Annotated in this window: 19 protein-coding genes; 11 read left to right on the plus strand and 8 right to left on the minus strand. The window is 71.2% G+C overall.

Annotated elements, in window-relative coordinates; all coding sequences use genetic code 11:
• The first annotated feature begins 62 nt into the window (after positions 1–62).
• Positions 63–1691 carry a chaperonin GroEL gene (gene groL, locus Q5425_RS19675; RefSeq protein ID WP_308673706.1) on the plus strand — a complete coding sequence of 543 codons (1629 nt, stop codon included), beginning with the start codon at positions 63–65 and terminating at the stop codon, positions 1689–1691.
• Positions 1692–1746: 55 nt separating this feature from the next.
• Here groL and Q5425_RS19680 read toward each other — a convergent pair whose 3' ends face one another.
• From Q5425_RS19680 to Q5425_RS19690, 3 genes are all read right to left on the minus strand, one after another.
• The gene (locus tag Q5425_RS19680; RefSeq protein WP_308673707.1) at positions 1747–2067 is read right to left on the minus strand and encodes a hypothetical protein; all 321 of its coding nucleotides are present in this window, start codon (positions 2065–2067) and stop codon (positions 1747–1749) included.
• A 171-nt stretch (positions 2068–2238) separates the two neighbouring features.
• Positions 2239–2454, minus strand: coding sequence for a PspC domain-containing protein (locus Q5425_RS19685; RefSeq protein WP_308673708.1), 216 nt, complete (start codon positions 2452–2454; stop codon positions 2239–2241).
• 114 nt (positions 2455–2568) lie between these two features.
• Positions 2569–3498, minus strand: a complete 930-nt coding sequence (locus Q5425_RS19690; protein WP_308673709.1) for an o-succinylbenzoate synthase — start codon at positions 3496–3498, stop codon at positions 2569–2571.
• Between the two features lie 74 nt (positions 3499–3572).
• On the opposite strand from Q5425_RS19690, the gene Q5425_RS19695 reads away from it, so the two are divergent.
• Positions 3573–6368 carry a BTAD domain-containing putative transcriptional regulator gene (locus tag Q5425_RS19695; protein ID WP_308673710.1) on the plus strand — a complete coding sequence of 932 codons (2796 nt, stop codon included), beginning with the start codon at positions 3573–3575 and terminating at the stop codon, positions 6366–6368.
• 87 nt (positions 6369–6455) lie between these two features.
• Here Q5425_RS19695 and Q5425_RS19700 read toward each other — a convergent pair whose 3' ends face one another.
• The 3 genes from Q5425_RS19700 to Q5425_RS19710 form a co-directional block, all read right to left on the minus strand.
• Complete coding sequence (locus Q5425_RS19700; RefSeq protein WP_308673711.1) at positions 6456–7301, minus strand: DUF72 domain-containing protein; 846 nt, start codon at positions 7299–7301, stop codon at positions 6456–6458.
• Positions 7302–8029: 728 nt separating this feature from the next.
• Positions 8030–8791, minus strand: a complete 762-nt coding sequence (locus Q5425_RS19705) for a DUF4253 domain-containing protein (protein WP_308673712.1) — start codon at positions 8789–8791, stop codon at positions 8030–8032.
• A 322-nt stretch (positions 8792–9113) separates the two neighbouring features.
• Entirely contained in the window at positions 9114–10760 is a 1647-nt protein-coding gene (locus Q5425_RS19710) for a DNA repair helicase XPB (protein WP_308673713.1), read from the minus strand.
• Positions 10761–10848: 88 nt separating this feature from the next.
• On the opposite strand from Q5425_RS19710, the gene Q5425_RS19715 reads away from it, so the two are divergent.
• Positions 10849–11508: a hypothetical protein gene (locus tag Q5425_RS19715; RefSeq protein ID WP_308673714.1), complete on the plus strand. Its 660-nt coding sequence runs from the start codon at positions 10849–10851 to the stop codon at positions 11506–11508.
• Here Q5425_RS19715 and Q5425_RS19720 read toward each other — a convergent pair.
• Both Q5425_RS19720 and Q5425_RS19725 read right to left on the minus strand, forming a co-directional pair.
• The gene (locus Q5425_RS19720; RefSeq protein WP_308673715.1) at positions 11505–12890 is read right to left on the minus strand and encodes an FAD-dependent oxidoreductase; all 1386 of its coding nucleotides are present in this window, start codon (positions 12888–12890) and stop codon (positions 11505–11507) included. The genes Q5425_RS19715 and Q5425_RS19720 overlap by 4 nt on opposite strands.
• A 58-nt stretch (positions 12891–12948) precedes the next feature.
• The gene (locus Q5425_RS19725) at positions 12949–13914 is read right to left on the minus strand and encodes an ABC transporter substrate-binding protein (RefSeq protein WP_308673716.1); all 966 of its coding nucleotides are present in this window, start codon (positions 13912–13914) and stop codon (positions 12949–12951) included.
• Positions 13915–14100: 186 nt separating this feature from the next.
• Between Q5425_RS19725 and Q5425_RS19730 the strand changes: the two genes are divergently transcribed.
• From Q5425_RS19730 to mdlC, 8 genes are all read left to right on the plus strand, one after another.
• Entirely contained in the window at positions 14101–16848 is a 2748-nt protein-coding gene (locus tag Q5425_RS19730) for a nitrate- and nitrite sensing domain-containing protein (protein WP_308673717.1), read from the plus strand.
• Positions 16849–16859: 11 nt separating this feature from the next.
• A complete protein-coding gene (locus Q5425_RS19735; protein ID WP_308673718.1) occupies positions 16860–17537 on the plus strand; it encodes a copper homeostasis protein CutC in 678 nt (225 codons plus the stop codon).
• Between the two features lie 416 nt (positions 17538–17953).
• Positions 17954–18166, plus strand: a complete 213-nt coding sequence (locus tag Q5425_RS19740; protein ID WP_308673719.1) for a hypothetical protein — start codon at positions 17954–17956, stop codon at positions 18164–18166.
• A 44-nt stretch (positions 18167–18210) separates the two neighbouring features.
• Positions 18211–19173, plus strand: a complete 963-nt coding sequence (locus tag Q5425_RS19745; RefSeq protein WP_308673720.1) for a hypothetical protein — start codon at positions 18211–18213, stop codon at positions 19171–19173.
• Positions 19174–19339: 166 nt separating this feature from the next.
• Entirely contained in the window at positions 19340–20989 is a 1650-nt protein-coding gene (locus Q5425_RS19750) for a S53 family serine peptidase (RefSeq protein ID WP_308673721.1), read from the plus strand.
• 80 nt (positions 20990–21069) lie between these two features.
• Positions 21070–21921 (plus strand): helix-turn-helix transcriptional regulator, encoded by an 852-nt coding sequence (locus Q5425_RS19755; RefSeq protein ID WP_308673722.1) that lies wholly within the window; start codon positions 21070–21072, stop codon positions 21919–21921.
• Positions 21921–22079, plus strand: a complete 159-nt coding sequence (locus Q5425_RS19760; RefSeq protein ID WP_308673959.1) for a DUF397 domain-containing protein — start codon at positions 21921–21923, stop codon at positions 22077–22079. Before Q5425_RS19755 ends, Q5425_RS19760 begins: the two co-directional genes overlap by 1 nt.
• A 9-nt stretch (positions 22080–22088) precedes the next feature.
• Complete coding sequence (gene mdlC, locus Q5425_RS19765; protein WP_308673723.1) at positions 22089–23675, plus strand: benzoylformate decarboxylase; 1587 nt, start codon at positions 22089–22091, stop codon at positions 23673–23675.
• The last annotated feature ends 59 nt before the right edge of the window (positions 23676–23734 follow it).

Genomic DNA, 23734 nt, shown 5'->3' on the forward strand with positions numbered 1-23734 from the left:
CCTGCTGCCGCCGCTGTAGACCAGCGCGGCGGTGGCGCCCAATATCGGAGGACCACACCGCAATGGCCAAACTGATTGCGTTCGACGAGGACGCCCGCCGCGGTCTTGAGCGCGGCTTGAACATCCTCGCCGAAGCCGTCAAGGTGACCCTCGGCCCGCGGGGCCGGAACGTCGTGCTCGAAAAGAAGTGGGGCGCGCCGACCATCACCAACGACGGTGTCTCCATCGCCAAGGAGATCGAACTCGAAGACCCGTTCGAGAAGATCGGGGCCGAGCTCGTCAAGGAAGTTGCCAAGAAGACCGACGACGTCGCGGGTGACGGCACCACCACCGCCACCGTGCTCGCCCAGGCCCTGGTCAAGGAAGGCCTGCGCAACGTTGCCGCCGGCGCCGACCCGATCAGCCTGAAGCGCGGCATCGAGGCGGCCGTCGAGGCCATCATCGAGCAGCTGCACAAGATGGCCGTCCAGATCGAGACCAAGGAGCAGATCGCTGCTACCGCCTCGATCTCGGCCGCTGACCGCACCATCGGCGAGCTGATCGCCGAGGCGCTGGACAAGGTCGGCAAGGAAGGCGTCGTCACCGTCGAGGAGAGCAACACCTTCGGTCTCGAGCTCGAGCTCACCGAGGGCATGCGCTTCGACAAGGGCTACATTTCCGGTTACTTCGTGACCGACCCGGAGCGTCAGGAAGCCGAGCTCGAGGACCCGTACATCCTCCTCTTCGGCTCCAAGATCTCCACCGTCAAGGACGTGCTGCCGCTGCTGGAGAAGGTCATCCAGTCCGGCAAGCCGCTGCTGATCATCGCCGAGGACGTCGAGGGCGAGGCCCTGGCCACCCTGATCGTCAACAAGATGCGCGGCACCTTCAAGTCCGTCGCCGTCAAGGCCCCGGGCTTCGGTGACCGCCGCAAGGCGATCCTGCAGGACATCGCGATCCTGACCGGTGGCCAGGTCATCTCCGAGGACGTCGGCCTCAAGCTGGAGAACGCGGACCTGACCCTGCTGGGCAAGGCCCGCAAGGCCGTCATCACCAAGGACGAGACGACCATCGTCGAGGGTGCGGGCGACGCCGACCAGATCCAGGGTCGCGTCAACCAGATCCGCGCCGAGATCGAGAACTCGGACTCGGACTACGACCGCGAGAAGCTGCAGGAGCGGCTCGCGAAGCTGGCCGGCGGCGTGGCCGTCATCAAGGCCGGCGCCGCGACCGAGGTCGAGCTCAAGGAGCGCAAGCACCGCATCGAGGACGCGGTGCGCAACGCGAAGGCCGCCGTGGAAGAGGGCATCGTCGCCGGTGGTGGCGTGGCCCTGATCCAGGCCGCCGAGGCCGCGTTCGCGGGCCTGAAGCTCGAGGGCGACGAGGCCACTGGCGCCAACATCGTCAAGGTGGCCGTCGAGGCCCCGCTCAAGCAGATCGCGATCAACGCCGGCCTCGAGGGCGGCGTTGTGGTGGAGAAGGTCAAGGGCCTGCCGCAGGGTCACGGCCTCAACGCCGCCACGGGTGTCTACGAGGACCTGCTCGCCGCCGGCGTGCCGGACCCGACCAAGGTCACCCGCTCCGCGCTGCAGAACGCCGCGTCCATCGCGGCGCTGTTCCTGACCACCGAGGCCGTCGTGGCGGACAAGCCGGAGAAGGCTTCGGCCGCTCCCGCCGACCCGTCCGGTGGCATGGGTGGCATGGACTTCTGAGTCCGGCTGCTTTTTCCGGGAAAGCCCGGTCCGCTTCGGCGGGCCGGGCTTTTCTCTACGGTTTGGTGAAGAACCAGACGGCGTAAGCGCCGACGATCACGACGCCGAGCGCGAGCACGCCGAGGCCCCCGAGCCAGGCGGTGCTCTTCTCGTCGGCTTCCAGCCCGACGACGATCGCGCCGATGCCGGTGAGCAGGACCCAGATCGCCAGCGCCGCGGAGGTGTAGAGCACGGTCTTGGCGGCGCTCACCCCGCCGGTGTCGCCGGAGGACAGCACGGCGAAGGCGGCGAAGGCGGTCAGCCCCAGCCCGGCGATCAGGTACAGCCCGCCCAAGAGCCCGACAACGACCTTCGCGGCGGCGCTTCCGTGATCCACGAGCGCGAATCTAACCCCTCGAACGGGATCCGCGCCGGGGTTTTGGGCCGCTCGGCCCAGCGGCGACGGCCGAACGGCCCGGACGTCCCCTGGCGTCCGAGCCGTTCGTTTTGTGCACCCCCGTCATCCGGCGGGCGCCGGCTCCCCCTGTGAGCCGGCGCCCGCCCCGCTTCAGGAGTCTTCTTCGGGCGTCAGAATGGCGGCGGCGACGTAAACCGGGATCGCGATGCCGACCGAAAGGAACACGGCGGCGACGAGGCCGATGCGCAGGACGTTGGCGTCGACGCCGAGGTAGGTGGCCCAGCCCCCGCAGACACCGGTGAGCATCTTGTCGCTCCGGCTGCGGCGGAGCTTCTTGGTTTCCGGGGTGTACACGCTGTTGGTCATGGCTCAATGGTGTCTGCCGGCGGCCGCCGGCGACATCGGGAACGGCCCGGATCCGACCCTGAACTTGCCCTCGGGGTCGTGAGTGGCAAAGAGGGTTCTAACCCTCCTTACCACTCACGACAAGCCGTGGACCCGGTTCAGGCGGTTTGCCCAGTTCGCCGCGATTCCGGGCGGTGCCGCGTACGCGTCCGTGGGTGCCGGTGCCTCGCGCAGGACCGGCAGATAACCGTCCACAGGGGACAGCGGGTCGGCGCAGACATCCCCGGCCAGCAGCGAAATCGTGCCCAGTCCACAAGCGAATTCCAGCTCGGGGAGCGCTCCGGCCAGTGCGAGCCCCGCGGCCAGGCCCACACTCGTCTCCACCGCCGACGACACCACGCACGGCAGCCCGCACGCTTCGGCGACCTCGAGCGCGCGCCGGACGCCGCCCAGCGGGGCGACCTTCAGCACCGCGATGTCCGCCGCTCCGGCGACCGCCACCTTCAGCGGGTCCTCGGCACGGCGGATCGACTCGTCGGCGGCGATCCGGACGTCCACCCGGCGCCGCACCGCGGCCAGCTCGTCGATCGACGGGCACGGCTGCTCCGCGTACTCCAGCCCGCCCGCCGCCTTGTCGAGGTCGGTGATCGCGCGCACCGCCGTGTCGACGTCCCACGCCATGTTGGCGTCGACGCGGATCGCCCCGTCCGGGCCGAGCGCGTCGCGGACCGCCTCCACGCGCGCGCAGTCGTCCGCCAGGGAAACCCGCGGGTCGGCGACCTTGACCTTCGCCGTGCGGCAGCCGGACGCGCGGACCAGCTCGTGCGCCTTCTCCGGCCCCACCACCGGCACCGTCGTGTTCACTTCGACCCGGTCGCGGACCGGCGCCGGCCAGCCGGCTTCGGTGGCTTCCCGCGCCGCCCGCAGCCAGGGCACGCTCTCGGCGTCGGAGTAGTCGGCGAACGGGCAGAACTCGCCCCAGCCCGCCGGGCCGTGCAGCAGCACGCCCTCACGGACGGTGATACCGCGGAACCGGGTGCGCAGGGGGATCGCGTAGACCTTCATCGAGGCCGATCATGCCACCGTGCCGGGTCTCGCAAACAGGTGCCGAACTGCGCGTTTCCGGACAGAATGACCCCGTGGTCCTCGATTTCCGCGTGCTGGGTCCGGCCGAGGTCACGGCCGACGGCCGCCCGGTACCGCTCGGGGGCAGCCGGCCGCTGATCGTGCTGGCCGGGTTGCTGCTGCGCGCGAACCGGGTCGTGCCGGTCGACGAGCTCGGCCGCTGGCTGTGGAACGACGACCGCCGCCGCTCCAAGGGCGCGCTCCAGACGTACGTGCTGCGCCTGCGCCGGGCGCTGGGCGACCAGGTCTCGATCCGCACGGAGAGCGGCGGCTACCTGATCGAACTCGCGGACGACCTGCTCGACCTCACCCGCTTCCGCGCGCTCGCCGCCCGCGGCAAAGCGGCGATGGACCGCGGCGAGAGCCGCCGGGCGGCCGCGCACTTCGCCGAGGCGCTCGCGCAGTGGCGCGGGCCGGCGCTGCTCAACGTCGAGTCCGACGCGCTGCACCGCGACGAGGCCGGGCAGCTGGCCGAGGAACGGCTGCGGGTGCGCGAGCAGTGGGCGGACGCGCTGCTCGAAGTCGGCGAGTACGGCACCGTCATCCCCGAACTGACCCGGTTGACCAGGGAGAACCCGCTGCGCGAGCGGCTGCACGAGCAGCTGATGAGCGCGCTGTACCGCTCGGGCCGCCAAGCCGAGGCGCTGGAGGTGTACCGGCGGATCAGCGGCGTCCTGGCCGACGAGCTCGGACTCGACCCCGGGCCGTCGCTGCAGCGCACCCGCCAGGCGATCCTGACCGGCGCCGACAGCGGTACCGGCCGGGCGCTCGCGCGCTACCGGCTCGGCGTCGAGCCGCAGGTACCGCACCAGCTGCCCGCCGACCTGCGGACGTTCTCCGGGCGCGAGTGCGACCTCAAGGCGTTGCACGCGCTGCTGCCGGAGGTGATCGACGCGGGCACGTCGACACCGATCGCGTCCGTCGAAGGCATGGGCGGCATCGGCAAGACGACGCTGGCCGTGCACTTCGCGCACGAGATCGCCGACCGGTTCCCCGGTGGGCAGGTCTACCTCAACCTGCGCGGCTACGGCCCGGGCGAGCCGGTCGAGCCGTCCGCGGCGCTGGAGGCGATGCTCACCGCGCTCGGCGTGCCGGGTGAGGCGATCCCCGGCGACCTCGACGGCCGCGCGGCGAGCTGGCGGACGCACACCGCGGGACGGCGGCTGCTGGTCCTGCTGGACAACGCCAACCGCACCGAGCAGGTGAGCCCGCTGCTGCCCGGGCCCGGCTGCCTGGTCCTGATCACCAGCCGCTGGCAGCTGCGCGCACTGGTCGCGACGCACGGCGCGCGCCGGATCGCGCTGGAGGAACTCGGCGACGAGGACGCCGTCGCGCTCCTGGCGGCCACCATCGGCTTCGACCGCGTCGCCCGGGATCCGGCGGCGGCCGAGCGGTTCGTGCGCTACTGCGGCGGGCTGCCGCTGGCGATCCGGATCCTCGCCGTGCGCGCGGCGCAGTTCCCGGACCTGCCGCTGGACGAGTTCGCCGGCTCCCTCGACAGCGATCTGCTCGGCTCGTTCGACCTCGCCGACGGCGAAGGCACCAACATCCGGTCGGTGCTTTCGTACTCCTACCAGGCGCTGCAGCCGTCGACGGCCCGGCTGCTGCGGCTGCTCGGGCTGCACCCCGGCGTCGACTTCACCGTGCCGGCGGCGGCCGCGGTCGCCGGGCTGGACGTCGCGGCGACCCGGCCGATGCTCGAAACCCTGTCCGCCGCCCACTTGCTGGCCCAGCCGCGGCCGGGCCGCTACCAGTTCCACGACCTCATCCGGGCGTACGCCGGCGAAGCGGCTTCGCAAGTGGACTCGGCTTCGCAGCGCGATGCGGCGTCGGACCGGTTGCTGAGCTGGTACCTGGCGTCGGCGCTGAACGCGTCACGCCGGATGCGGCCGGAGCGCTACTACCGGCTGCTGGACCTCGACGACCTCGACGGCGGCTTTGCGTTTCCCGAGTACCACGACGCGCTGGACTGGTTCGGCGAAGAGTCCGGCAACCTCATCGCCGCGGTGCACCTGGCGCGGCGCCGCGGCCGCGACGACGTCTGCTGGAAGCTGGCCTGGCTCCTGCAAAGCCACTTCGTGACGCGCTCCCGGCTCGACGACTGGCGGTCGGTGTTCGCGGTGGCGCTCGAAGCCGCGCGGGCGAGCGGCCACCGGCCCGGCGAGGCGGGGATCTTGAGCGGGCTCGGCGTCGTCAACGGCGTCGCCCGGCAGTACGCCGAGTCCCGGCGGTACCTGGAGCAGGTGCTCGCGATCCAGCGTGAGCTCGGGGCGCGCGAGGGAGAGGCGCGGGCCCACTACAACCTGGCGTTGGCGGCGCACAACCTCGAGGACTGCGCCTGGGCGTACGAACACGGCGTGCAGGCGCTGGAGATCGTCCGCGAGCTGGGGCTGGAGCACTTCGAGGCGAGCGTGCTGCGGGCGCTCGGCGACATCTGCACGTCGATGGGCGATCACGAGCAGGCACTGCGCCTGGCCGACGAGGCATTGGCGATCCTCGGCCCGGACGGCCGCCCGGTGGACACGCGGTTCACGCAGCACACGCGCGGCCTGGCCCTGGTCGGCCTCGGCCGGCTCGACGAGGGAATCGTGTGCATCCGCGCGTCGGTGGAGATGTTCTTCGCCATGGGCGAGCAGTACGAAGCGGCGGACGTCCTGGCCCAGCTGGGCACGATCCACCTCCGCCACGGCGACGCGGCCCAGGCCCGCGAGTGCTGGCTCAGGTCGGTGCGCCTGCTGACGGAGCTGAGCCACCCGGACGCGGACGACGTGAGGGCCAAACTGGCGGCACTGGTCATCGTGGGCGGTTGAGACCGGCTCACGTGCCGACCCCCAGCGGCAGCACGCAAGCCGGTCCGGCCCACGCGACCAGTTAAAAGGAAAGCGCTCACTGTCCACTCACTGTCTCGTGGGCGGGGCCACCCCGAGCAGATCGGCCAGGCATTCGGCGTTGCGCGGAGCCTCCACTTTGACGTCGTTGTCGAAGTAGACGTGCACATCCCGCCGCCCACCGTCGTGCCAGGCCTGGATCTTCTTGGCCCAGGTGCGCAGGGCACGGTCGGAGTAGCCACTGACGTAGAGCTCCTTGTCGCCGTGCAGCCGGACGTAGGCGAAGCCGGCGGTCTGGTCTTCGAGGAACGGCCACTTCCCGGCGGTATCGGCAACAACGAGGGCGATCCCATGCGCCCGCAGCAGCTCTTTCGCGGCGGGCTCGGCAAAGCTCGGGTGCCGGACCTCCAGCGCGTGCTGCAGTGGTCTTTTCGCGCCGGCTTCGAGGTACGGCGTGCCCTTCAGCTTGTCGTCGTGCTTCGTGGCGAGCTGGGCAGCCTCGGTGGTGGTCCGAGGCAGGAGGGCGAAGAAGTTCTCGAGCCGATCGGGATCGAAGGCCAGCCTCGGCGGGAGCTGCCAGAGGAAGGGCCCGAGTTTCGCACCGAGGGCAAGGACGCCGGAGGCGTAGAAGTTCGCGAGAGCGGTCTCAACGTCCCGAAGCTGCTTCATGTGGGTGATGAAGCGCCCGCCCTTGACGGCAAAGAGGAAGTCGGCGGGGGTCTCGTCAAACCAGGCCCGGTACCGCTCGGGGCGTTGAAGCGAGTAGAAGGAGCCGTTGATTTCCACGGCGTTCATCCGCCGCGACAGGTATTCGAGCTCCCGCCGCTGAGCGAGCTTGGGTGGGTAGAAGACCCCGCGCCACGGGGGATAACGCCACCCCGAAGTCCCGATCCGGATCTCGGCGATCGCCCTCACCGCCTTTCCGCGCGGGATGATTCCCGCTCGCCCGGATCTCCAAACGCGACGCCGGTCGGACCGGTGGACCGGGGGTTAGGACAAGCGACCCAATTTGGTGGACGCACGTCTGATTGGGCCTTTGGAGTGATGGCTCAAGTAGTGGCCTCCCGGAGGGGTTCGCGGCGGGTCGCGGGGCGTTGGGTTGCTGCGGTGCGGAGGCGCGGGCTGGGTGGCGGAGTTCGCCCGCGCTGGGAACGCGGAGTGCACGGCTGCGGAGCGCGCGGCTGCGGGTCGAGCGAGCTGGGATTCGGCGCGAGGCCGAGGTGCGCCGCCAGTGCGGGTGTGCCGCGGCGCGGTCACCGGCCGCGGTCCCAGCTCCGAGAGCAGAGGGATGCATCACGAAAGCGAAGTTCCGCAGCAGTGCCAAGACCGCAACCATGCTTCCCCGGCCCCCGGCCCCCGGCCCCCGGCCCCCGGCCCCCGGCCCCCGGCCCCCGGCCCCCGGCCCCCGGCCCCCGGCCCCCGGCCCCCGGCCCCCGGCCCCCGGCCCCCGGCCCCCGGCCCCCGGCCCCCGGCCCCCGGCCCCCGGCCCCCGGCCCCCGGCCTGCCTCAACAGCCCCTCCCGGCCCGGCCCGGCCCGCTCCGGCGCCGGCGCCGGCCCACCCAGCCTCGACAGCCCCTCCCGGCCCGGCCCTACCCGGCCCAGCCCTCCGGCCCTCGGAACCTCGGCCCCCCGACCCAAACCCTCAAGCCCAGGAAAACCGCCAATGCCTCGACTGCACCAGCCCCGACGCGTACTCCCGCAGATTCCCCGGCTGCCCGGCAAAGGTCGGCAGGCTGAACGCCCGGTGCTCCGCCGCCACCGTCAGCGCGCGCGCCTGGTTCCTCGGCGGTGCCGCCACCGACAGCTCGATCGCGTCGAACCCCAAGACCACCAGCGTTGCCCCGAAGCGGTCCTCCCAGCTGCGCAGCACCGCCGACAGCTCGGCCACCTGGTCGGTGCACTTGATCATGCCCGTCCAGCCCAGCAGTGCCGGGATGTCGGCCGGCCGCTCGGTCTGCACCAGGCCGAGCCGGTGGGGCGCTCGGGTCGCCAGGATCGAGCCCGTGTTGCCCGCCTCCGCCAGCGGGTCCGACCTGCGCGGGCTGCGCTTGGCCAGCCCCGGGAACCGTGCTCCGAACGGCCTCAGGCACGCGCCGTCGCAGCAGGACCCGTCCCACCAGCGGGCCAGCGCTCCGGCCGGGTCGGCCGTGGCCACGCGGTGGCCTGCCGGGGCGAGCCGGCCGCGGTCGTCGATCCAGTCCTCACCGTTCGCCGCGAACCGCTGGTCGTGGGGGATCAGCACCGGCCACAGCCCGGACCGCTCGAACTCGGCCACGCAGCCGAGGTAGCGCTCGGGCCGGGTCAGCGGCAGGTCGGACACCCACAGCCGGCCGTGCCACGACCCCGGTGGCAGGGTCTGGACCGGCGGCGCGGGCGTACCGGGGCGGAGCGGTGCGATCGTCATGGACGTCCCCTCGAACTTGTGTTCGGTTGCTGCACTTCGAACAATAGTTCGAGGGTCCGACAATTTCCAGCGTTTTGCCCGCTCATCCGTTCGAGTGAATCCGCAAAGTTGCAGGTCAGCGCGTTTCTGGGACGCATGTGACGCAAGATGTTGCTGTGACACGTCGCTGCGCCGAAGGGGTGGTGCCACCGGCAGAAGAGACAGCTGAGCGACGCCCTCCGGGGTGACGAGCTCCGGCTGACCGAGCGCGAACGGGCCGTCCTGGAGAAAGCTCGACCTGCCCCAGCCGGACGGCTACAGCCGCCGTTCTGCGGTACCCGGCTCAGAGCGGCCGGAGCAGGTCGTCCGCGTCCACGATGTGGTACGCGTAGCCCTGTTCCGCCAGGAACCGCTGCCGGTGCGCCGCGTACTCCGTGTCGACCGTGTCGCGCGAGACGATCGAGTAGAAGTGCGCCTGCCGCCCGTCGCCCTTCGGACGCAGGAGCCGGCCCAGCCGCTGGGCCTCCTCCTGCCGCGAGCCGAACGTGCCCGAGATCTGGATCGCCACCGACGCTTCGGGCAGGTCGATCGAGAAGTTCGCGACCTTCGACACCACCAGCGTCTTGATCTCGCCACGCCGGAACTTGTCGAACAGCTCCTCGCGCTCCTTGTTGCGGGTCGCGCCCTGGATCACCGGGGCGTCGAGCTCGTCGCCGAGCATCTCCAGCTGGTCGAGGTAGGCGCCGATGACCAGCGTCGGCTCGCCGGCGTGCTTGGCCACGATCGACTTGATCACCGGGGTCTTCGTCAGCGCCGTCGCCGCCAGCTTGTACCGCTCGTCGGCCTCGGCCGTGGCGTACTCGAGCCGCTCCGCGTCGGTCAGCGTCACGCGGACCTCGGTGCACTCCGCCGGCGCGATCCAGCCCTGCGCCTCGATGTCGCGCCACGGGACGTCGTAGCGCTTCGGCCCGATCAGCGAGAAGACGTCGCCTTCGCGGCCGTCTTCGCGCACCAGCGTCGCGGTCAGGCCGAGGCGCCGCCGCGACTGCAGGTCCGCCGTCATCCGGAACACCGGCGCCGGCAGCAGGTGCACCTCGTCGTAGACGACCAGGCCCCAGTCCCGCGAGTCGAACAGCTCCAGGTGCCGGTACTCGCCCTTGGTCTTGCGGGTGATCACCTGGTATGTGGCGATGGTGACCGGCCGGATCTCCTTCTTCTCCCCGGAGTACTCGCCGATCTCCTCCTCGGTCAGCGACGTCCGCGCGATCAGCTCGCGCTTCCACTGCCGCCCGGCGACCGTGTTCGTCACCAGGATCAGCGTCGTCGCCTGGGCGCGGGCCATCGCCGCCGCGCCGACCAGCGTCTTCCCGGCGCCACACGGCAGCACGACGACGCCGGAGCCGCCCGCCCAGAACGCCTCCGCGGCCATCCGCTGGTAGTCGCGCAGGTGCCAGTTCTGCTCGTCGAGGGCGATGGGGTGCGCTTCGCCGTCGACGTACCCGGCGAGGTCCTCGGCCGGCCAGCCGACCTTCAGCAGCGCCTGCTTCAGCCGCCCGCGCTCGGACGGGTGGACGAGGACGGTGTCCTCGTCGATCCGGGCCCCCAGCATCGGGCTGATCTTCTTGTTCCGGCTGACCTCGGTCAGCACCGCGCGGTCGGTGGTCGACATGACGAGCCCGTGCGCCGGGTGGTTGGCGATCTGCAGCCGCCCGAACCGGCCCATGACGTCGACGACGTCGATCAGCAGCGGCTGCGGCACCGGGAAGCGCGAGTACGTCGTCAGCGCGTCGACGACCTGCTCGGCGTCGTGGCCCGCGGCGCGCGCGTTCCACAAGGCCAGGGGCGTGATCCGATAGGTGTGCACGTGCTCCGGCGCCCGTTCGAGCTCGGCGAACGGCGCGATCGCGACGCGCGCGTCGCCGGCCTGGGGGTGGTCGACCTCCAGGAGCACGGTCTTGTCGGACTGGACGATCAGCGGGCCATCAGTCACAACTACTGTTATACGTGCCTCGCTCCGGCCCGCTCCCGTCGCGGTCCGCCGGTGGGACGAGGTGCCGAGGGGATCACTGGAGGGCACGTTGACCACACCGCCGTTCGACGACAACCCGTTCCGGTCGCCGGACCACGCGCCGCCGCCCGCGCCGATGCTCCCGGTACCGGGGCAACAACCGATGCCGGGGCAACAGCCGATGCCGCCGGTGCCGGGGCAGCAGCAGATCCCGCACTGGTTCACCACGAAGGTGCGGATCACGCTGGTCGCGTGCGTCGTCGCCGCGCTGGGCCTGGGCTCGCTGGGGGCGATGGGCATCTACTGGCTCGACCGCAGCGGCCCGCCGTCGGAGGGCGACTGCCTGTTCCTGACGCACGAGGGCACCGGCAAGCTCGCCTACCACCGCGTCGGCTGTGGCGAGAACAACGCGACGTACAAGGTCGAGGACTCCTATCGCACAGGCTCGGCCTGCTCATCCAGCGGCTACGTGCGCTTCCAGACCACGAGCGGCTCCGGCCGGACGCTCTGCCTCGCCCTGAACGTCCGCACCGGCGACTGCCTCCGCGACGTCGAAGACGACGCCACGGTCGCCAAGGTGAGCTGCGCCGACCCGGCGGCGACGGAACGTGTCGAGGTCCTTTCCAGTTCACGTGGCGGCAAGGACTGTGAAGACGCCGACGATGTGCTGGTCTACCACGGTCCGCCCTTCCGCGTGGTGTGCCTGATGCCGCCGGGCGAGAACATCTAGCCGAACCAGCGCCCCAGTTCGGCGGGGTCGACGGCGTACCCGTCCGGCCGGATCAGCAGCAGCGTGCCGCGGTACCCGGCCTCGCCGGTCGCCGCGCGCACGTGGTCGACCTGGCCGGTGAACCCCGGCGGCACCGGGTGGTCGCCGAGGTCGAGGAGCAGCCCGCGGCCGCCGTGCAGCAACGCCGAGAGCCGCGTCGGCCCGGACGCCGTCGTCAGGTCGAGGTCCGGGACCCGCTGCGCGCCGGGGTAGCTCAGGCCGAGGCCGGACAGCAGCCCGCTGAAGTACCGGTTGGCGTCCGGCAGCCGCATGAGGTCGACGACGATCTCGCGCAGCGCCTCGACGTTTTCGCTGCGCTCCGGCGTCGTGAACACGCGCTGCGCCGCCGTGTGCCGCAGGACGCGCTCGGCGGCCGGGTGGCGTTCGGCCTGGTAGGTGTCCAGTAGCCCGGCCGGGGCCGTGCCGCGGACCGTCGCGGCCAGCTTCCAGCCGAGGTTCATCGCGTCCTGGACGCCCAGGTTGAGCCCCTGCCCGCCGAGCGGCGGGTGGATGTGCGCGGCGTCGCCGGCGAACAGGACCCGGCCGTGCCGGTACTGCTCCAGCTGCCGTGTTGCGTCGTTGAACCGCGAAGCGCCGTACACCTCGCCCAGCCGCGTCTCGGCGCCGTACAGCGCCGTCAGCGCTTCGGTGACTTCGGTGTCCGACACGGGCGCGTCGCGGCCCGGCTGGTGCCTCGTGGAGCCGAACACGAACCGGTGGCCGCCGTCGCCGAGCGGCGTCAGCATCGACCAGTGGCCCTCGACCTGGCGGGTGACCTGGCTGAAGTGCGCGGCGCGGGCCGGGACCAGCTCGGACGCGGCGGCGAGCCGGATGTGCGCGAGCGTGGCCACGTAAGTCTCGGTGCGGCCGGGGAACGGCACCCCGAGCAGCCGCCGGACCGCGCTGTGCGCGCCGTCGCAGGCCACCAGCCAGCGTGCTCGGCGGCCGTCGACCGTGACGCCGTCCGCGTCGGCCTCGACCGCCGTGACCTCGTGGCCGCGCTCGATGACCGCGCCGTGCGCCAGCGCATGCGCGGCCAGCATCGCCTCGACGTCGTCCTGGGTCCGGTTGAGCACGCGCGGGTGCCGGGTCTGCCAGACGCTGTGGTCCAGCGCCACCGGGAGCCCGGCGAAGTGCCCGTTCGGGCCGTCGGCCTGCGGATCCGCCGGGTTCAGGCCGCGCATCTCCAGGAGTTCGGCCGTGCGGGGCTGGAGCCCGACGGGGCGGGGGAGGCCCGGCCCGGTCCGGTGTTCGAGAACGGTCACGGACACCCCGGCCATGGCGAGTTCCGCGGCGAGCAGCAGGCCCGTCGGGCCGGCTCCGGCGATCAGGACGTCGGTCATCACGCACTCCTCAAGTAGACTGAGTGCAAAAGTAGACCAGGTGTAGATTTATGGCCAGCTAATAACCGGTCCGGTCGGGCAGCAGGCTCTGGACGTCGAGGCGGTTCGCCAGCTGTCCCGAGTTGTGCATCAGGTCGGCGACGCGCTGCAGCCGGATGCCGTTGAGCGACGCCGGGTACGAGCCGAGGGAGATCAGCGCGGCCGTGGTCGCGTCGATGTCGGAGAACTTCGGCAGCGCCTCGCGCACGATCGCCGGGTCCGTCGCGCTCTGCTGGGCCGCGCCCAGTGCGGTGCGGAACGCCGCGAGCGTCCGGGGGTTGGCCTGCGCGAACGGCTTGGCCGCCGCGTAGCCGGACAGCGGGAAGCCGAGGGTCGAGCCGCGGGCGCCGTCGGCCAGGATGTGCGCGCCGAGGTCCTTTTCGGCGCGGGTGATGTACGGCTCGATCATGAGCGCGGCGTCGGCGTCGCCCGCCTGCAAGGCCTGCGGCATCCGGTCGAACGGCACCGACTGGAACTTGATCTTGGTCCCGTCGACGCCCGCGGTGACCAGCACCGAACGCGCGACGAGCGCGCCGACGTCGTCGAGCATGTTCACCGCGATCTCGGGCGACCGCTTCGCCGTCGGCACGGTGTAGTCCGAGTCGGGCAGGGTGACCAGGGCCATCGTGTTGGGGCCGGAGGTGTACGCCTCGCCCTGCAGCTGCAACGCCGTCCCGCCGGCCGCGGCGCGGAACATCGCGATGTCGGAGGCGAAGGTGACGTCGAGGTCACCCGCAGTCAGCTTCGCGAGCCCGTCGTCCGCGCCGAGCTCGACGAGCTGCACGTTCAGGCCCGCGGAACCGAACTTCCCGGCCGCGACGGCGATCCGCAGCGGGGCCGTGTCGATGGCGTTGCCCACACCGACGCGCAGGGTGGTCCGCTCCAGCGGTGGCGGGGCCGCGGGGATGCCGGAAGAGAACACGTTGCATCCCGCGGTCGCCAGGAGCGCCGCTACCAGCGGAATCATCCGTCCGCGTCTGATCATGAACCTTCACCTACCGCGAGAATCTGGTTCTCGTGCTGGATCGTATGGTCCGCGCCCCATACGATCGCGGGCAGGGCCGTATCGTGCCGGCGCGGCTTTCGGATCTTCATGGGGCGGGCTACCGTTCAGTAGGTTCGAGTGTCGTTCGATCCGCGGGTTCCCGCCCGCGGCGGAAAAGGAAACCAGGTGACCCGTCGCGACAAGCGTCCCCGCAAGGGCGGTGACGCGGCGGATCCGCGTCCGGCGGGCGGCCGCTGGCGGCTGCGGAACTGGCGTCTCGGCACGAAGCTCTTCGCTGTCCTCCTGATCCCGGCGCTGGCCGTCATCGCGCTCGTCGGCCTGCGGATCAGCTCCGACCTGCGTGATGCCCAGCAGCTGGCCGAATTCGCCACGCGCGGCCGGGTCGACAGCACCGTCGCCGAAGCGTTGCACGAGCTGCAGCGCGAGCGCGACCTCAGTGTCCGGTTCGTCGCCCAGAACCGGCAGGGTGACACCGCCGACCTCACCGCCCAGCGCAACCGCGTCGACCAGGCCATCGGCACGTTCGAGCGGACTCTCGCCGACAGCAAGCCGAGGCTGGACGCCAAGGCCGAGGACAGCCTGCAGCAGACCGACGACCGGCTGCGCGTGCTCAGTGGCCTGCGGTTTTCGGCGGAGCACTCGGCGTTCCCCGCTGACGCCGTGCTGCGCTCCTACAGCGAGCTGATCTCCGGCCTGCTCGACATCAGCGACTCCGCCGCCGCCGACGTCGCCGATCCGGAGCTCGCGCGGATGCGGCTGGCGGGCAACGCGCTCGCCCGGATCAAGGACCAGATGTCGGTCAAGCGGGCGGTGATGGCCGAGGCGCTCGCGTCCGGCACGCTCAACCGCGACCGCACGCGCGCCCTGCTCGGCGCGGAAGCCGAACTGGCCGCCGCGCGCAGCGACTACCGCACCTTCGCCACCCCCGACCAGCAGCGGATGTTCGACGACACGGTGATCGGCCTGGTCGTCGACATCGGCAACGACATGGTCGAATCCGCGCTCACCCGCACCGAAAACGGCCAGAACCTCTCGGGCCTCGACCCGAACCAGTGGGACGCCTCGGCGACCCACACCGTGAACCTCGCCCACCAGGTGCAGCAGGCGCTGCTGGTCCAGTTGCAGGAACGCACGGACGCGCTGGCGGCGCAGGCGCGCACGGCGGCGCTCTGGGACGGCGGCGTGGTGCTCGGCGTCCTGCTCGTTGCCGGCGTGCTGTCGGTGGTCATCGCGCGATCCCTGTTGCGCCCCTTGCGGATCCTGCGCCGGACGGCCCTGGAGGTGGCCGAGCACCGGCTGCCCGCGGCGGTGCAGAACCTGCTCACCGATCCCGAGCCCGCCCCGGAGAACCTGCGGAAACGGCTCGCCGTCGCGCCCGTGCCGGTGTTCACCCGCGAAGAGCTCGGCCAGGTGGCGCGGGCGTTCGACGCGGTGCACGGCGAGGCCGTCCGGCTCGCCGGCGAACAGGCGATGCTGCGGGAGAACGTCAACGCGATGTTCGTCAACCTCTCGCAGCGCAGCCAGGACCTCGTCGAACGGCAGCTGACGGTGCTCGACCGGATGGAGGCCGACGAGCAGGACCCGGACACCCTCGCGGGGCTGTTCGAGCTCGACCACCTCGCGACGCGGATGCGGCGCAACAGCGAAAACCTGCTGGTGCTCTCCGGCCAGGACTCGGCGCGGGAGGACGCCGGCCCCGTGTCGGCCGACGAAATCATCGGCGCCGCCCTCTCCGAGGTCGAGCACTACCAGCGGATCGAGCTCGGTCCGGCCCCGCAGGTCGCGGTCCGCGGCGAAGCCGTCAACGACCTCGTGCACGTCGTCTCGGAACTGCTGGAGAACGCGACGCGCTACTCCGGCGACGAGGTGGTCACGGTGGCGAGCGCCGAAACCCACGACGGCGACTGGCAGATCGAGATCATCGACCACGGCGCCGGCATGCCGCAGGCGGAGATCGACCGCACCAACGTCCGGCTGGCGCACCCCCCGGACGTCGACGTCGAGGTGTCGCGCCGGATGGGCCTGTTCGTCGTCGCGACGCTGGCGAAGCGGCACCACATCGACGTCAGCCTGAGCGCGGGCGCGGATTCCGGGCTCGTCGCGACCGTGCTGGTGCCCGCGGCCCTCATCGTCGAGCTGCCGCCGATGCCGGCGCCGCCCCCGCCCGCCGAGCCGTCCGCGGCACCCGAGCCGGAACTGCTGGCGCCGCTCGCCCCGCTCACGCCGCCGGAGCCCGAACCCGAACCGGAGCCGGAGGAGCTGTCGCCGCCGTCGATCGAGGCGGGTCCGCCGCGCCGGGCCCCGGTGGTGGCCCGCGACCACGCGCCGGAGTGGCCGACCGCGGACGACGACGCCCACCTGGACCTCGACGCCCCGACCGAGCGGATGCCCGCCTACCGCGACGTCCTCTCCCGCTGGTTCGACGCCTCCGCCGCCCCCGACGTGTCCCGGCGGCCGGCGGAACCCCGGCCGGTCGCCGAAGAGGAGCCGCGCCCGGCCGCTCCGCAGCCGCGGCACGCGCTCACCGCCCCGCCACCCGCCCGCGCCGAGAGCGCACTTTCACGTGAAAGTGCCGCTCCTGGGCCCGCACTTTCACGTGAAAGTGCGGGCTTGCCCGAGGCGAAGCCGGACGACGAAGACACCGAGCCGCGGCTGACACCCGTGGCGCCGCCGGCGGCGATCGAGCCTGCGTACGCCTGGCCCACCCCCGCCGAGCTGGAACAGGAGGACGGCGCGGAGGACACCTGGCCGTTCCTGCAGCCGGTGGATTCGGCGGCCAGCCCGGGAGCGGTGCCGGAACAGCGGCCGATACTCTCTCTTTCCCCGGAAGCGGTACGCGAGCGGATGACGAGCCTTCAAGGCGGCTTCCGGCGAGGGCGGCACGCGAGGGGAGACGACACCCGGAACCAGTGAACGGATGAGGCATGAGCTCGAAGACGCCCCTGCTGGAAGTGATCGCGCTGGACGCGGCGGATGCCGAAGGCGCGCAGGCAGGCGGAGCGGACCGCCTCGAACTGGTTGCGGACATGGCGCAGGACGGCCTGACGCCCTCGCTCGAAACGCTGCGTGACGTTCTTTCGGCCACCGACCTCCCCGTGCGGGTCATGCTGCGGGACAACGGTTCTTTCGCCATCGGCGACCTCGAAGGGCTGCGCGCGGACACCGCCCGGCTGATCGACGCGGGCGCGCGGGAGTTCGTCTTCGGCTTCCTGACCGTCGACAGCGAGATCGACCTGGACGCCTGCGAGGCGCTGATCAAGGAGGTCGACGGGCTGCCCTGGACGTTCCACCGCGCCATCGACCGCACTCGCGATCCGGTGCGCGCCTACGACCAGCTGGCTTCGCTCGGGTGCGACACCGTGCTCGCCGCCGGCCACCCGAACGGCGTGGCCAGCGGCCTTTCGGTGCTGCAGCGGCTCGCGCAGCGCGAGAGCGGGCCGGATCTGCTCGTGGGTGGCGGCCTGCGCGCCCAGCAGGTCCACCTCCTGCGCGCGGGCGGGGTGCGCGGGTTCCACGTCGGGAGTGCCGTGCGGCCCGGCGGCTGGCTGGCTCCGGTGGACGCCGCAACCGTGCGCACCTGGGTCGACCTCGTCAAATCCTGATCGACTCCCGGGTCGTGCGGAGGATCGGCGGAATAGAACGATTTCCGCCGATGTTTCGCGCGCCGCCCGCAATCGCGATCTCGCGCGATGAAATTGCATAGGCCCGTGCAGGACCACGGCCTGAGGTGCGCGTGCGGCTGCACAGGCAGTCCCAGGTTTGACCTGGTTGGTGGCTGATTTCCGGGCGATCCACTGGCTACGGTTGTTCCGCATTTCGCGATACGGGCGATCTTCAAGGAATCGATCTGCAGTGCGGGAGGCGGCGCCGTGTGCGCGCGTATTCAGTTCGAGAACTCGTTGCGTGGACAGCAGGAACTCAGGTTGTCGACCATCAGGTGGATTTCCGCCGCCTGGAGCCGGCTGATTCCTCGCGGATCTCGCCCGGGTGCGTCCGCGGCAAGCAGGAGGGCCGAATCGTGACCGGCGCGATACCGCGTCAACGCGAAACCGAAACTTCCGAAGACGATTTCGCGAAACTGGGGCTCGGTGGCTCCCTGGTCCTCACCGGTCTGCTGGCCGCCGTCAAGATCGCGGAAACCGCCACGGGCGTGGTGCTGACCGCCACCGGGGTGCTGCCCGGTGCCACTTCCTCGAAGGAGCGGGCTCCGGCCTGGCCCGGCGGGGAATGAGCAGAGCTGCCCGATCGGCAGCTCTCTACGGACGGAGGGCTGCCATGACCGGCAGTGACGGACGGGACGAACGGCAGGGCACGCGCGTGGGCCTCGCCGACGTGCGGCAGCTCGAAGACGGCATTGCGGAGCTCAGGGCCCTGGACTACCGCTACGGCGGCGGCTCGTGCCGGGTGGCCGTCGAGGCGAGGCTGCCGGCCGCCGTGGCCTTGCTGGACGGCGTGGCGAAGACGGTCGTTCTGGCGAGGCTGTACACCGCTGTCGCCGACTTGTACAACCTGGCCGGCTGGACGAACTTCGACCAGGACCGCCCGGTCGCCGCGCTGGAGGGGTTCGCGCGAGCGCTCGAGCTGGCCATCGAGGCGGGCAATGACGACCTCCAGGCCAACATCCGGTACCGCGTCGGGCGGTTGCACCTGCACTACGGCGCGGTCGACGCGGCGCTGGTGGAGTTCGCCCGGGGCCGGGAGGCGGCGTTGGCGGCGCACTCCAAGCTTGCGCAGGCGATCCTGTCGGCCAACCAGGCGTGGGCGCACGCCAAGAAGGCCGACGTCACCGGCGCGCTGACCTACCTGCGTCGCGCCCGGCAGGAATTCGCGGAGGCCGAGGGGAGCGAACGGGCGCCGTGGGCGGCGTTCTTCGGGGCTACCGACATGGCGGCGATGGTCGGAACGGTGCACGGTGAATTGGCGCAGATGGTCGACATCCGCCACGGCCGGGGCGGCATTCCGGCCCTCGTCGAGGCGATCGGAGGCTATCCGCTGGGCATGACGCGCAGCCGTTCGCTGACCTTGATCTGGTTGGCCACCGTGCACGCGCTGAACGGCGATCTCGACGTCGCCACCACGGTCGGCGAGGAGGCGGTCGAGCTGGCCTGGGCGCTGCGGTCGCCGCGGGTGCGGCAGCGGCTGCACTCGCTGTCGGCGGCCGCCCGCCGGTTCTCCGGCAATGCGGACGCGCAGGAGATCGTCGACCGCATCGACGATCTCGGACAATCCGGACGATAATCGAATGATCAGCCAAAGGTAAACCGCGCGGAAAATGAAAATGGGATCCGTCGAACCTCAGCCAAAAGTAGGTTCCTCGACGTGATCGCGGCTTCTTATGCTTCTCGGCAACCTGCGGCGAGCATTTCGCGCAGGCCCGGTCCCCACCGCCGAGAGGAAATTCCCCATGCGCTTGCGCAAGCTCGTCGCGGCCGCTGTGCCGCTGCCGGCGTTGCTCGGCCTCGCCGTGGCCGTTCCGGCCGCCGCGGCGCCGGAACCCCTGGTCACGCTGGCCGGCAACGCCGCGCCGTTGGTCAACAGCGCCCGCACCGGCGACGTCGCGGCCGACCGGCCGATCACCGCCGCGCTCTCGCTGAAACTGCACAACCAGCAGGCGCTGGAAAAGTTCCTCGCCGACGTGCAAAACCCCGCTTCGCCGCAATACCACCGGTTTCTGACCCCGGCGCAGTTCAATGCCAGGTTCGGTCCGACCCAGGCCGACGTCGACAAGGCCGTCTCATTTCTCGGGAAAGCGGGGGCGACCGGGATCGAGGTTTCCGGGAACCGCCAGTCCGTCACGTTCACCGGCTCGGCGGCGCAGCTGGAAGCGGCGTTCCGCACTCCGATCGGCACCTACCACGACCGGGTTTCCGGACGGGACTTCTTCGCCAACGACGCCGTGCCGGCCGTGCCCGCGAGCGTCTCGGACGTCGTGGGCGGCGTCGTCGGCCTCGACAACCACGCGGTGCGCACGCACGCGTCGAAGCCGCTCGCCCAGCCCAACGTCGTCAAGTCCGTCACCCCGCCGGTGCTCAAGACCGCCTACGGCACCAGTGGCCTGTCGGCGACCGGCCGCGGCGTGAACGTCGGTTTTGTCGAGTTCGACGGCTACCAGAAGTCCAACATCACCAAGTACGACAGCACCTACGGCCTTTCCGCGGGTTCGGTGACGACGGTCGGCGTAAGCGGCGCGAACTACGACTCGTCACCGGGCGACGGTCAGATCGAGGTCGAGCTCGACATCGAGGTCGTGCACGCGCTGGCCGCGGCGGCCAACGACTACGTCTACGAAGCGCCGAACTCGAGCGCGGGCGAACTGGCGATGTACCAGAAGATCGCGTCCGACGCGACGGTCGACGTCGTTTCGATCTCCTGGGGCGCTTGCGAAGCCGCCGAAGGGTCGAGCGCGGCGAAGAGCGTGAGCAGCGCGATCGCGACCGGCACCGCGGAGGGCATTTCGTACTTCGCGGCGGCGGGCGACGACGGCACGACCGACTGCTACCGCCAGACCGGTTCGACGGCGAGGGGCGTCGACTTCCCGGCGTCGAGCCCGAACGTGACGGGCGTCGGCGGCACGAAGCTGAGCGTCACGTCGACGAACGGCTACAGCAGCGAAGCGACGTGGAACGACGGCAGCAGCGGCGGTTCGACCGGCGGCGGGATCTCGACGGTGTTCACGGCGCCGTCGTGGCAGTCCTCCCAGAGCACGACGTACCGCAAGGTGCCGGACGTTTCGGCGGACGCGTCCCCGACGTCGGGCTACTACATCTACACGGCGGGCAGCTGGGGCACGGTCGGCGGCACGTCGGGCGCGGCCCCGCTGTGGGCGGCGTTCGCGACGCTGCAGAACCAGGTGCACGGCGGCGGTCTGGGCAACCTGAACCCGAAGTTCTACTCGATCGGCAACGGGTCCTCGTACGGCACGGGCTTCCACGACGTGACGACGGGCAACAACACCCTCCACGGCACAACGGGTTTCAGCGCGGGGACGGGATACGACCAGGTGACGGGCTGGGGGTCCTTCAAGGGCACCGGGCTGTCGGGCTTGATCGGCTGAGTGTGCGAACCGGGGCTGTCGCGCGTTTGCGACAGCCCCGGTTTCCCGTTTCTGTCGGTGGCCGATGACACAATGTGTGCATGGCAACACTGATAGCGACGCCAAGGTCTCGCGCGCTGGGCTTCGGCCTCCGGACGGCGAGGGAGGCGCGGAACCTCGGCATGCGCGAACTCGCGCGGATGGCGAAGGTAGCGGCGCAGAGCCTCTCGCATTGGGAGAGCGGCACTCGCGTGCCCAAGACCGAGCAGGTCGCGCTGCTGCTCGGAGCGATGCGGGTGGATCCGGTGGAGCGGAAGCGGTTGCTGGAGCTGGCGAGCAACGCCCGCGAACCCAACTGGCTCGAGCACAGCATTCCCGGGATCTCGCCGAGGCTTTCGGCCTTCATCGAGTACGAGCGCACGGCCTCGGCGATCTTCGCCTGGGAGCCGCTGGTGATCCCCGGGCTGCTGCAGACCCCGGACTACGCTTGGGCGATCCTCGGTACCGGTGGTCGGCGGCGGGCGGAGGAGGAGTTGCGCCTGAGGTTGAAGGTTCGCTTGCTGCGGCAGGAGGTGCTGACCGGCCGCGACCCGTCTCCCTACACCGTGTTCCTCGCCGAGCCCGTCATCCGGCAGCGGCTCGGCGGCCGCGAGATCATGCTTCCGCAGCTGAGGTACCTCGCCGAGTTGGCCGAGCGGCGGAACATCAGCCTGCGGGTGCTGCCGGAGAGCGAGGAGTTCCACCCCGGTCTCAACGGTTCCTTCGTCATCTTCGACTACGCCGACCTGCCCCCTATCGTCTTTCTGGAGCAGTACCGGGGCAGTGCTTACCTCTACGATGAGCAGCAGGTGGCCGACTACCGCGCGGCCCAGCGGGCGATGGCGGCACTGGCCCTGAGTGAGCAGGCATCCTGCGCGCTCATCCGGGAGGTGATCGCCGACTTGGAGGCGTGATGTGGCGTAAATCGAGCTACAGCGGAAGCGAAGAGAACTGTGTCGAGGTGCAGCTCGGGCCGGTGTCACAGATCCGCGACACCAAGGACCGGACCGGGGGCACGCTCACCGTCGATTCGGCCGCTTGGGGGGCTTTCCTTCGCATGGCTAAGCGTTAACCTGTCCGCATGATCAAGCGCACGGTGCTGGACGCCACCCGCGAACTCCTCCGCGAACTCGGCCTCACCACGGTGTTCGGCAACCCCGGCACCACCGAGGTGCCGTTCCTCACCGACTGGCCCGACGACTTCGACTACGTCTTGGGGCTGCAGGAATCCGCCGTGGTGGCGATGGCCGACGCCTACGCCCAGGCCACCCGCCAAGCCGTGCTCGTCAACCTGCACTCCGCCGGCGGGGTCGGGCACGGGCTCGGCAGTCTCTTCACGGCCTACCGCAACCGGACGCCGATGATCGTCGTCGCCGGGCAGCAGATCCGGTCGCTCATCCCGCACGAGCCCTTCCTCGGGGCCGTGGAAGCGCCCGAATTCCCGAAGCCGTACGTGAAGTGGTCGATCGAGCCCGCCTCCGCCGAAGACGTCCCGGCCGCGCTGGCCCGGGCCTACCACGTCGCCACGCAGGCGCCGTCCGGTCCGGTTTTTGTGTCCGTGCCGGCCGACGACTGGTCCGTCACCACCGAACGGCCCATCGTCTCCCGGCCCCGGATCCGGGGCTATGCGCCGGATCCCGAGGCCGTCGACGAGCTCAACGCCGCGCTCGAAGCGGCCGAACGGCCGGCGCTCGTCGTCGGGGGAGCCGTGGACCAGGACGGGGCCGTCGTCGAAGCCGTCGCGCTCGCCGAACGGCTCAACGCCGCCGTGTGGGTCGCGCCGATGTCCTACCGGTGCTCCTTCCCCGAGGACCACCCGCTGTTCCAAGGGTTCCTCGACCCCGAACGCGGCGCCGTCGCCGACGCGCTCGCGCGGCACGACCTCGTCGTCGTGCTCGGCGCGCCCGCCTTCACCTACCACGTCGACCGCGGGCGCGGGGAAGCTGCGCTGCCGCCGCTGTTCATCGTCAGCGACGACGAGCAGGTCCTCGCGCGCGCCTTCGAAGGCACCGGCATCCGGGCCACGCCGAAGCTGGGCATCCGCGCCCTGCTGAACGTCGCCGAGCGGAGCAGCCGGCCCGCGCCGGCGCCGCGGCAGCGTCCCGCGAAGCCGGCCGGCGACGCGCTGACCGGCGAACTCGTCTACTCGACGCTCGCGGATCTGTTGCCGGACAACGCCCTCGTCGTCGAGGAGGCACCCAGCCACCGCGGGGTCCTGCACGACCACCTGCCGATCACGGCCACCGACACGGGATTCCTGACGATGGCCAGCGGCACGCTCGGCTACGGCGTCCCCGGCGTGGTCGGCGCGGCGCTCGCCCGGCCGGACCGCAAGGTCGTCGGCGTGATCGGCGACGGCTCGAGCATGTACGGCATCCAGGCCCTCTGGACGGCGGCACGCGAAGAACTGCCGGTGACGTTCGTGATCCTCGACAACTCCGAGTACGCGGCGGTCCGCATCCTCGGCGACGCGATCGGCGGCGCGAAGCTGCCGGGCACCGAGCTGGGCGGCATCGGCTTCGCGGCGCTGGCGGAGAGCATGGGCTGCCACGGCGTGACGATCACCGAGCCGTCGGAGCTGGCGCCCGGCCTCACCGCGGCGCTGGCCGACCCCCGCCCGACGCTGGTGCACGTGCGGGTGGCCGCGTCGTCCAAGTCGCTGTACTGACGGCTCGTGAGTGGTAAGGCGGGTTCTAACCCGCTTTACCACTCACGACAAGCCGCGGC

It is taken from the genome of Amycolatopsis sp. A133 (assembly GCF_031082405.1).
Taxonomy (GTDB): Bacteria; Actinomycetota; Actinomycetes; order Mycobacteriales; family Pseudonocardiaceae; genus Amycolatopsis.

Excerpts from the sequence above, each read along its gene's own strand:
- groL (WP_308673706.1), top strand. The coding sequence starts at position 63 with ATGGCCAAACTGATTGCGTTCGACGAGGACGCCCGCCGCGGTCTTGAG.
- Q5425_RS19685 (WP_308673708.1), bottom strand. The coding sequence starts at position 2,454 with ATGACCAACAGCGTGTACACCCCGGAAACCAAGAAGCTCCGCCGCAGC.
- Q5425_RS19690 (WP_308673709.1), bottom strand. The coding sequence starts at position 3,498 with ATGAAGGTCTACGCGATCCCCCTGCGCACCCGGTTCCGCGGTATCACC.
- Q5425_RS19705 (WP_308673712.1), bottom strand. The coding sequence starts at position 8,791 with ATGACGATCGCACCGCTCCGCCCCGGTACGCCCGCGCCGCCGGTCCAG.
- Q5425_RS19720 (WP_308673715.1), bottom strand. The coding sequence starts at position 12,890 with ATGACCGACGTCCTGATCGCCGGAGCCGGCCCGACGGGCCTGCTGCTC.
- Q5425_RS19725 (WP_308673716.1), bottom strand. The coding sequence starts at position 13,914 with ATGATCAGACGCGGACGGATGATTCCGCTGGTAGCGGCGCTCCTGGCG.
- Q5425_RS19735 (WP_308673718.1), top strand. The coding sequence starts at position 16,860 with ATGAGCTCGAAGACGCCCCTGCTGGAAGTGATCGCGCTGGACGCGGCG.
- Q5425_RS19745 (WP_308673720.1), top strand. The coding sequence starts at position 18,211 with ATGACCGGCAGTGACGGACGGGACGAACGGCAGGGCACGCGCGTGGGC.
- Q5425_RS19750 (WP_308673721.1), top strand. The coding sequence starts at position 19,340 with ATGCGCTTGCGCAAGCTCGTCGCGGCCGCTGTGCCGCTGCCGGCGTTG.
- Q5425_RS19755 (WP_308673722.1), top strand. The coding sequence starts at position 21,070 with ATGGCAACACTGATAGCGACGCCAAGGTCTCGCGCGCTGGGCTTCGGC.
- Q5425_RS19760 (WP_308673959.1), top strand. The coding sequence starts at position 21,921 with ATGTGGCGTAAATCGAGCTACAGCGGAAGCGAAGAGAACTGTGTCGAG.
- mdlC (WP_308673723.1), top strand. The coding sequence starts at position 22,089 with ATGATCAAGCGCACGGTGCTGGACGCCACCCGCGAACTCCTCCGCGAA.